The sequence below is a fragment of the Burkholderia sp. Bp8986 genome (assembly GCF_003854225.1).
In the GTDB taxonomy this organism is placed as follows: domain Bacteria; phylum Pseudomonadota; class Gammaproteobacteria; order Burkholderiales; family Burkholderiaceae; genus Burkholderia.
In genome coordinates this window covers 1-8,815 of record NZ_QTQM01000085.1, presented here as the reverse complement: position 1 = coordinate 8,815, position 8,815 = coordinate 1, and the positions used below count along the sequence as shown (strand labels likewise).

Annotated in this window: 7 protein-coding genes and 4 pseudogenes; 7 read left to right on the top strand and 4 right to left on the bottom strand. The window is 56.4% G+C overall.

The features are described 5' to 3' along the window. From DID99_RS35430 to DID99_RS35420, 3 genes and pseudogenes are all read right to left on the bottom strand, one after another. Positions 1-101, bottom strand: a 101-nt coding sequence (locus DID99_RS35430) for a transposase (protein WP_148094697.1), incomplete at its 3' end; no start/stop codon positions are given. 24 nt (positions 102-125) lie between these two features. After that, positions 126-1,463, bottom strand: coding sequence for a hypothetical protein (locus DID99_RS35425; RefSeq protein ID WP_124668624.1), 1,338 nt, complete (start codon positions 1,461-1,463; stop codon positions 126-128). 415 nt (positions 1,464-1,878) lie between these two features. Next, positions 1,879-2,250, bottom strand: a pseudogene (locus DID99_RS35420) (transposase); the annotation flags it as partial. 90 nt (positions 2,251-2,340) lie between these two features. On the opposite strand from DID99_RS35420, the gene tnpA reads away from it, so the two are divergent. Then, positions 2,341-2,817 carry an IS66-like element accessory protein TnpA gene (gene tnpA, locus DID99_RS35415; protein ID WP_148094696.1) on the top strand — a complete coding sequence of 159 codons (477 nt, stop codon included), beginning with the start codon at positions 2,341-2,343 and terminating at the stop codon, positions 2,815-2,817. Further along, entirely contained in the window at positions 2,793-3,143 is a 351-nt protein-coding gene (gene tnpB, locus DID99_RS35410; RefSeq protein ID WP_124668623.1) for an IS66 family insertion sequence element accessory protein TnpB, read from the top strand. Before tnpA ends, tnpB begins: the two co-directional genes overlap by 25 nt. Before the next feature lie 157 nt (positions 3,144-3,300). Here tnpB and DID99_RS35400 read toward each other — a convergent pair. Beyond that, positions 3,301-3,893, bottom strand: a pseudogene (locus DID99_RS35400) (IS5 family transposase); the annotation flags it as partial. A 381-nt stretch (positions 3,894-4,274) separates the two neighbouring features. Between DID99_RS35400 and DID99_RS35395 the strand changes: the two are divergent. The 5 genes and pseudogenes from DID99_RS35395 to DID99_RS35375 all read left to right on the top strand — a co-directional run. After that, the gene (locus DID99_RS35395) at positions 4,275-4,613 is read left to right on the top strand and encodes a hypothetical protein (RefSeq protein WP_124668622.1); all 339 of its coding nucleotides are present in this window, start codon (positions 4,275-4,277) and stop codon (positions 4,611-4,613) included. A gap of 26 nt (positions 4,614-4,639) precedes the next feature. After that, entirely contained in the window at positions 4,640-6,274 is a 1,635-nt protein-coding gene (locus DID99_RS35390; protein WP_260444774.1) for an EscC/YscC/HrcC family type III secretion system outer membrane ring protein, read from the top strand. After that, the gene (sctD, locus tag DID99_RS35385) at positions 6,271-7,491 is read left to right on the top strand and encodes a type III secretion system inner membrane ring subunit SctD (RefSeq protein ID WP_124668620.1); all 1,221 of its coding nucleotides are present in this window, start codon (positions 6,271-6,273) and stop codon (positions 7,489-7,491) included. Before DID99_RS35390 ends, sctD begins: the two co-directional genes overlap by 4 nt. 93 nt (positions 7,492-7,584) lie before the next feature. After that, a pseudogene (locus DID99_RS35380) lies at positions 7,585-8,396 on the top strand (IS5 family transposase); the annotation flags it as partial. Positions 8,397-8,429: 33 nt separating this feature from the next. Then, positions 8,430-8,648, top strand: a pseudogene (locus tag DID99_RS35375) (IS5/IS1182 family transposase); the annotation flags it as partial. Positions 8,649-8,815 lie beyond the last annotated feature (167 nt).

The following is an 8,815-nucleotide window of genomic DNA, read 5'->3' as shown; positions in this document are numbered from 1 at the left end:
TCCGAGATGCCGTACTTGCGGCACAGCTCCGCCGGCTTCAGGCCAGCCTCGGCTTCCTTCAAGATGCCGATGATTTGCTCTTCGGTGAATCGCTTTTTCATTGCCGTTCCTCTCTGGAACGGACTCTACACCGTCACCATACTAAACGCGGAGAGCTGGTCAAGGCTTTTCAGCAGATCGCGCTGTGTCCATTTCGGTAGCGCCCTGGTTGCGGCCCACAGAGCCGTGAAGGTCGCCTCACGTCGGGCCTCCGGAAGGCTCCCGAGCACGCCACAGAGCCTTTCCAGCGGATTGTACTGTTCCCTTTCCGATAGCGCCGTGATCGCGGCCAACAGAGCCGTGAAGGCCGCCTCGCGCCGGGCCTCCGGAAGGTGGTCGAGCTCGTCGGCGAGTTCGGTCAGCGGAACGCCCTGTTGTGCTTCCGGTAGCGCCGTGATCGCGGCCAACAGAGCCGTGAAGGCCGCTTCGCGCTGGGCTTCCGGGAGGTACCTGAGCACGCGGGCGAGGTGGGTCAGCGGAACGCGCTGTTGCGCTTCCGGTAGCGCCGTGATCGCGGCCAACAGATCCGGGAAGTCGACTGCGCTCAGGGTCGACGGAACGAGATGGAGCTGTTCAGCGAGGCTGCCCAGCGGAACGCCCTGTTGCGCTTTTGGTAGCGCCTTGGTCGCGGCGAACAGATCCGTGATGGCCGCCTTGTGCAGGGCTTTTGACAAGTACAGGACCCCGTTGGCGAGTCTGGCCAGCGGAACGCCCTGTTGTTCTTCCGGTATCGCCGTGATCGCGGTCAACAAAACCGTGAAGGCCGCGTAGCGCTGGGCTTCCGGAAGCCACCCAAGCTGGACGGAGAGTCTGGCCAGCGAAACGCCCTGTTGCGCTTTCGGTAGCGTTTTGATCGCGGCCAATAGAACCGTGAAGGCCGCCTCGCGCCGGGCCTCCGGAAGGTTGTAGAGCACGCTGGCGAGTATGGCCAGCGGCTCGCCCCGTTGTTCTTCCGGTATCGCCGTGATCGCGCTCAACAGAACCGTGAAGGCCGCGTCGCACTGGGCCTGCGAAAGGTTGTAGAGCACGCTGGCGAGTTTGGCCAGCGGCTCGCCCCGTTGTTCTTCCGGTAGCGCCTTGATCGTGGCCAACTCAGCCGTGAAGGCCGCCTTGCGCCGGGCTTCCAGAAGCGGACTAGTCAGAGTCGTCTGGCCTGGCGGCACCTGATTAGCCGGAACGGGACCGGTCTGCGGCCTCGCAGATGTTGTACGATCGGCGGACAGCACTTCGTCCGGCGCAAACGAGCAACTCGAGCAGGAATCGAGAAATTTAAAGATGTTTCGGATGGCAGCCCGAAAAGATGCCAGGAACCCCTGGCCGGAATCGCTCTGGACCGTAAAACTGTTCAATGTTGGGTTGTTGCCGATGGGAGTGGATTGATGAGTCGAAACTCCCGCGGTGGGTAAGTGGGAAATACGAGGCATGATGGCCATTCAAACAAAAAGAAGATGGCACAGTCTACCGGGGGGGGCACCATAGTCTTTCAGATAGGGAGGCGGTTGTAAGATTCGAATAGGGTCAAAGCGGGATCCCGCTGGAGCAGCCCCCTGAAACGCCTACAAGGACTTCTCCTTGAAAGCAAGGTGGTTTCCATCCAAGGCGAGGCCCAACGAGCATAAGCGGCGGGACAGACTGCGATGCCTACAAACGGCCTCGTTGGAAGCGCTTTGCGCGTCCGGGCCCGGATAATAACCGCGCGGTAGAACTCCATTCTTTTCGCGGCGATCAAGTCTCACACGCCGTAACGATTACCGAGTTCGTCTACCGCCGGTCTGACCGGTCGCTATCCTGTTGCTGCCTCTTGGTGTTACGAAGTCATAGCTTACGTGGGTACTTGCGTCATGCTGGTATCGTGCAAGGATCTGGCTGCTCATGACGTGCCGGCAAGCGCGATGGATCGAACTGATCCCCTCTGGCCAGAATCGCCCACAGGATGCGCGCGTGTTTGTTGGCCACGGCGACCAGCGCCTTGTAGTAGCCAACCCGCTGTTGGAGCTGCCCGATCCAGCGGGAGAGCCGGTCGTGTCGTCGCGCCGCGGTGACGACGGCGGAACGAGCGCCCTGAACCAGCAGGGTTCGCAAATAGTCATTACCCTGCCGCGTGATGCGGCCGAGCCGCGTCTTCCCTCCGCTGCTTGCCTGTTTGGGAACAAGCCCGAGCCATGCGGCAAACTGGCGACCGTTCTTGGACTGTCGAGGATCGCCAATGGTAGGTAAGCGGTCTTTGAAGGACGCCATTGCACGGCGAGGCTGATTCCCCGAGGCTACGTGTCCATGTTCAATGAGCGTGGACAGGTGTGCATGAACGAGCAAGATGGAGGTTTACAGAGCCGGTTGGTGGTCGATCTCAAGCGAGACGCACGGCGCAAGTACGACGAGGATGCGAAGCGCGAGTTGATACAGGCGTGTCTGAAGCCAGGGGTGTCTATCGCGCGGACGGCCATGGAACACGACATCAATCCGAACCTCGTTCGGACGTGGATTTCCAAGTATCAGCGCGAACAAGCCGCGGGCGAGATAGTCAGCTCCGCGACGGAGTCGTCACGAGAGGCTCGCGTCGAGTTGTCGATGGCTTGCGTGCCTGAGGAATCCGCCTTTATGCAGGTCGCCACCTCTGCAGCTGCCCCCACTCCGGCTAAATCGGCTGCGGTATTCTCGCTGAATGTGCACTTACCAAACGGCGTTTCCTTGGAGTTGAGCCGGGCGAACTTCGATGAACTGACGATGCTCGTCCAGATGCTCGGGAGGCTGCCGTGTTCCGGTTCGACGAAGGACTGAAGGTCTATCTGCATCGCGATCCCGTCGACTTCCGCATGGGCTTCAACGGGCTGTCGATCCTGGCCGAACAGGCGATGCGCCTGAACCCTATGACCTCGGCACTGTTCGTCTTCGGCAACCGCCGTCGCGATCGTATCAAGATACTCGGCTGGGGTGGCAACGGCTTCTGGTTGCTGCTCAAGCGACTCGAAGCCGACCGCTTCGTCTGGCCGAACGGAGGCGACACGATCACGCTCAGCGCCGAGCAGTTGCACTGGCTGCTCGACGGCATCGACCTGGCCGTGATCCAGAAGCATCCCCAGCGATATTACGCGCGGATGAGCTGAACACCACGCGGGCGACATGGTCTAACCGGCTATGCCGATCAGCCCCGTCATGCCGAGTGTTGAGGAATACCAGGCACTGCTCGCCGAACGCGATGCGCTGCGCGGTGAGCTTCGACTCGTGACGGCGCGATCTGGCCGAGGAGAAACTGCGGGCCTAGCGCCGGCAACGAGCAAAGTCATACCCTTTGTCGGCGTGCAGTTTGCTCGGCCGCTTGTGCGGCTGCCCGTTCAGGCCCGATACCGCAGGAATGGAATCAAGCGTGGGTTCGAATGCCATCGACTCGTGCCGATTGGCTCCCGTGATCGGGACAGCCAGCGGGATGCCGCTGCCGCGTGCATCTACGACGATGTGTCGCTTCGATCCGAGCTTGCCTCGGTCCGTCGGGTGGGAGCCGGTTTCTTGGCCCCCACCCGGGGGCTGGAGACGCTGGCTCAATCTAGGCTCGCACGCTCCCAATCGATCTGGTCGCGCTCTGGCAGTCGACGCAACATCGCCAAATGCAGTCGATGCCATACGCTGGCCGCCTGCCAGTCTCGCAGACGTCGCCAGCATGTCATGCCACTGCCGAAGCCCAACTCCTGCGGAAGGTCTTCCCACGGAATGCCCGTCTGCAATACATACAAGATTCCGTTCAGCGCTGCTCGATCATCGACTGTGCGCCGCCGACTACCCCTGGGCGATGGCGTGAACTCCGGAATCAGCGGCTCCAGCGCCACCCATAATTCGTTACTGATTGTGCGTCTTGCCATGCCGTAGACGATACGACGCCCGCAGCATCATGTCCAGGTTGTGTTAGCCGCTCTAACGTCCGGATGGTGTACTCGGCGCGTAAGGTTACAAGCTCCCGCCGCGGTCCGTCGAGCCTGGCTGGATTTCAAGAATATCGACGCGAGACTCACTGCCTGACCGGCTATAAAATTCAACTGCTGGCCAATCGCACAAATGCGTCGATGTGATGCGTAAAGTTCAGGTAATAACCTGATGTCTGAATCGGGTTGCAGCGATAAGATGACGACCATCGGGATGAGCTGACGTTGCGTTCTTGGGGGCTAATTGTGTTGGGTAAGTTGTTGACTGCGATACCGTCAGTAGTTGTATTTCGGTGCACAGAAAATGCTGCGGAGCTTGAGGTGCGCGGCTTTCGTGGTTTGGCGCAATTGGGGGAGTTGGGGTTGTGTATCGGCTGCGCGCTGAAAGTGGGGCGGCCGACGGAAGCTTGGATCGAGGGTACTGCTCTTCTGCTCTCGGCAAGCGAGGCGACGCGGGATTTTTGCATTTCGGGTCATGGGGATTCGTGGGTGTTGTGGCGTTGGTACGGTATTGTGCCGCAATGGGTCAGTGAGAAATTTATAGAAGAATGTGAGGCGAAGTTGGAGGGGCAGCTAGCGCTCGCCGCATACTTTGTGCGCCGCGCGTCGGTCGTGCGTTCATCTTCTCGCAAGCCGTTGTTTGGCGCTCGACTTGCATGAGAAGGTGCATAGGTGCGTTAGGTGGGTTGGTAGCGATTCTGTGCTCGCTTTTTGCAAACAATGCTGCGGCTGAGTTCGATGCGCAACGGTTATCCAGTCACGGGTTCTTTGTAGTCAGTCGAGGGATGCCTCTTGCGCAAGTTCTTCATGAGTTGTCGGAAAGTTATGGGGTTCCTGTTACTGTTAGTGCTGCTGTAACAGGTGTCTTTTCCGGTCAGATTCATGAGGCCTCCGGATTGAAGGCTCTTGAGGATCTGGCTAGAGATTATGGGCTTGCGTGGTACCTTTCCGGTGGCGTTGTTTACGTCTACAAGACGCGCGAAATAAAAGAGGTCATAGTGACTCCAACGTGGTTGAGTGCGCGGAGCTTGTTGAACGATCTTCGCTCGGCCTCCGTCTTCAGTTCGCCGTATTGTCGAGCAAGCGTCCTTGGGAATCTCAACTCAATCGACGTAACCGGCGTGCCTCAGTGTATAGACAGGGTGAATGAGTTGGTTCGCTCACTGGATGTTGATGCACGCAAAAGTGCGCAGGACGAAGAGGCGGTGGAGGTTTTTCCTTTGCGCTATGCGTCCGCAATTGATGGCACGTATACGTACCGGGATCAACAAGTATCAGTCCCTGGTGTGGTTACTGAGCTCAGGGAAATGAGCAAGAGTCGAACGTTACCGATCGCGAACCCGGCAAATTCGGGAGCGCAATTGCCTCCCCTTCCGGTTTCAACGGACATGGAATTCGGAGGGGGGCAGTTACCACTTTTTTCGGCAGATGTGCGCCGAAATGCGGTGATCGTTCGTGATCGTAAAGCCAATATGATCCTCTATCGACGATTGATCCCGCAGCTCGATAAAAAGCCGGTTCAAATAGAAATATCGGTAGATATCATTGATGTTGATGCGGGAAACTTGAGCAGCCTTGGTGTTGATATAAGTGGTGCGGCAAAGATATATGGAAATGGAATATCTTTGAATGGTTCAAATTTTGATCCGTCTAGTTTTTCGACTTTGCTCGATAATTCGGTTGGTTTTCTTGTAAGAATTAATGCCTTGGTGCAGTCTGCCAAGGCAAAAATTCTATCTCGCCCATCAGTTGTAACGCTTGACAACGTGCAGGCTGTTCTTGATAGGAATGTGACGTTTTACACAAAACTTCAGGGTAAAAACGTAGCCAAACTTCAATCAGTTGCTGCTGGCTCACTGCTTCGTGTAACACCGCGCTTGGTAACAAATAATGGCGTCAATGAAATTGTTCTGACGCTGGATATTCAGGACGGTCAGCAGCAAACACAGAGTCAAAACGTTGATTCGTTGCCCCAAGTGCAGAACTCTTCCATCGCTACTCAGGCGATCCTGAAACCAGGTCAGAGTCTGTTAATTGGCGGATTTGTACAAAAAGAGGATGTATCTGGAGAGCGTAGAATCCCGTTGTTGTCTGACATTCCCATATTGGGACAGCTGTTTGTAAGTCGTTCCACCGGTGGGCAAAGTGTTGTGCGACTTTTTCTCATTACAGCGAGACCTCTGTTAATCCCCGGGGATTCGATGAATGATGTTCCAGTCTCCATTGATCAACCTCTTTCTTCAGAAGAAGCAGCATATTCCGGTGAGGTTGCGCTCTATCCGCCGCTCCCCCCTTCAGATCGTACCAAGGCTGGACGATGAGTTCCCGTTTCAAGCTAAAGCTTCTCAACGGCCCATTGGCAAGGCGGGAGTTGCGCCTACCAGTAGGTGAATGGAGAATTGGTGGCCCGCAATCAGATTTTGCCGTCGAGCTTGACGGAGGAGGGGAGGCCATATTGAAAATCACGGACACAGACATTGAATTGCTGGGGGCCGTGCCGTATTGGATCAGTGGAAAATCAAGGTCGTATCCATCAGGGCCACTGCCCCTTAGAGTGCCGATCGATATAGATGGTTTGGTCGTCATGATCGGTCACGCTTTTGACTTGCTACCTGAGGTCAAGGTGCCCGGCCGTACTTCGCCGCAACGTCTGATAATTTTATTGCTGTGCCTTGCTGTAACCACTTTCATTACCGTCGGGATAACTGTTGCTGCGATAACAATTACCCCTCCGAATTTTCGTTATGCACCTGTTGGACCGAAAGCTCTCTCAGCAATCGCGTCAAAAGAGTTGGGGCAAAAAGGTGTGAATATCGGATATCAGCAAGGCGGTATTGTGCTTTCAGGGGCGTGCGCAGATCGTAGGGCGCTTTCCAAGGGAATTGATCGTTTACTCGCGAAGGGTATTGCCGTAACTGATAACGTTGTATGTGAAGACGACTTGGTGAGATCTGTGAAATCTGTACTGCAATTGTATGGTTTTACTGATGTTAGGGTGCTTCCAGATATAAATCCTGGTTACGTGAAGATTATCGGGCGGGTCGGAGATGATCCAAATTGGAGTCAGACTGCGGCGACGCTTGGGACCCTTCCGGGACTCGCGGGTTGGCGGATTGAAGATGCAGGTACAGGTTTGGTGCAGGAGCTTACGGCTCGATTGCGTACCGCGGGAGTATTGGATAAGTTGAGCGTGTTCCGATCCGGAGAGATTGTATTTGTCAATGGTGTATTGGATTCAAAGCAAGAGGATACTGTTCGATCGATCATCTCGATCTTTTCTGATGCACATCCAGGCGGTCCGCGGGTAGTATATCAAGCAATTCCGCCAAACATCCCATCCGATAAAATATTTCCATCTCCATTGGCGAGTATTGGGGGGGATTCACGTCGCGCTTTTGCCGTTCTCTCAAATGGTCAGCGATATTCTGTTGGTGATGCCTTGCCAAGTGGATTTAGGATTGAGTCGGTGCATTCGGATGGAGTTGATGTTGAATACAATGGAGATTTTATTCATATATCTGTTGATACCGGTGGGTAGTCGTTAAGAAACGGTTTCAAAAAGACGCGTATCTACTGTAAACTTTTCTCTCGACCTGTTAACCTGAGCCGTCGTGACAACCGGATCAGGGCGATGGGTAAGCCGATCATTGACGGCGAGTTGTGGAACCTAATCGATTCACTTCTGCCACCTGCCAAGCCCCGTCGGTTCAAGTACCCGGGTCGCAAACCCGTGCCGCATCGCGCAGTGCTGACGGGCATTCTGTTCGTGCTGAAGACCGGCATTCGCTGGCGCGACCTTCCTGCGGGAATGGGATGTAGCTCGGGCGTGAGTTGCTGGCGGCTGCTGCGGGGCTGGCAAGAGGCTGGCGTGTGGGACGCATTGCACGCGTTGCTGCTGACCAAACTACGCGCGGTAAACCAGATCGACTTCGCACGTGTGGCCGCAGACTCCTCGTCGATTCGTGCGGTTGGGGCGGGCGAAAAAAAGCTGGCCCGAACCCCACTGATCGAGCGCGCCCCGGTTCCAAACACCACCTCGCCACCGACGCCAACGGCACACCGATCGGGGCAATCTTGACCGGTGCCAACCGCAATGACGTCACGCAACTGATCCCCCTGATCGAGGTAATCGCGCCGATCAAAGGTGTTCGCGGTCGGCTACTGAGCCGGTCCAAACGCGTCTATGCGGATCGAGGCTACGATCACGACAAGTACCCGCGCATCCTGCGCGAGCGCAGCATTCCCACCAGCATAGCCCGACGCGGACAACCACACGGCAGCGGGCTTGGGAAGATTCGATGGGTCGTTGAGCGCACGCATGCCTGGATGCACCACTTTCGGCGTCTCCGTCTCCGATTCGAACGGCGTGCCGACATTCATGAAGCGTTCCTCAAACTCGGTTGCTCCATGATCTGCCGGAACACTTTGCAGCGGGCTCAGCAGCGCCTTTATGAAACCGTCTCTAACGGATGGTGGTACGGCTCCGATCAGCATCGACGAGCGTTGCGCGATCGTGGTACCGAGCCGGTGATCACTAGGCACCGTACCGAACACGGCAGCGGCCTTGGTAAGTGTTGCTCGGTCATTGAACGCATGTATGTCTGGCTGCATCACTTCCGTCGTCTCCGTATTCGCTTCGAACACCGTGCTGACTTTCACGGGGCAGTCCTCAAACTCGGTTGTTGCCTGATCTGATGGAATACCCCTCCATTGTCCCGATTGGCCTTTGTGAAACCGCCTCTAAATTCTGGCGCACGCCTACAGGCGTTGTTGCATAAATCAGGTGTGAGGACGAAGTGAAGCCATTGTTCGTGATGTCAGGCAATGCGGACGGACAGCGGGCGGGCGAGCTCAGTCATAAG

What these genes read in the sequence shown, in the direction of transcription:
- DID99_RS35425 (WP_124668624.1), bottom strand. Translation starts at nt 1,463, where the DNA reads ATGCCTCGTATTTCCCACTTACCCACCGCGGGAGTTTCGACTCATCAA.
- sctD (WP_124668620.1), top strand. Translation starts at nt 6,271, where the DNA reads ATGAGTTCCCGTTTCAAGCTAAAGCTTCTCAACGGCCCATTGGCAAGG.
- tnpA (WP_148094696.1), top strand. Translation starts at nt 2,341, where the DNA reads ATGAACGAGCAAGATGGAGGTTTACAGAGCCGGTTGGTGGTCGATCTC.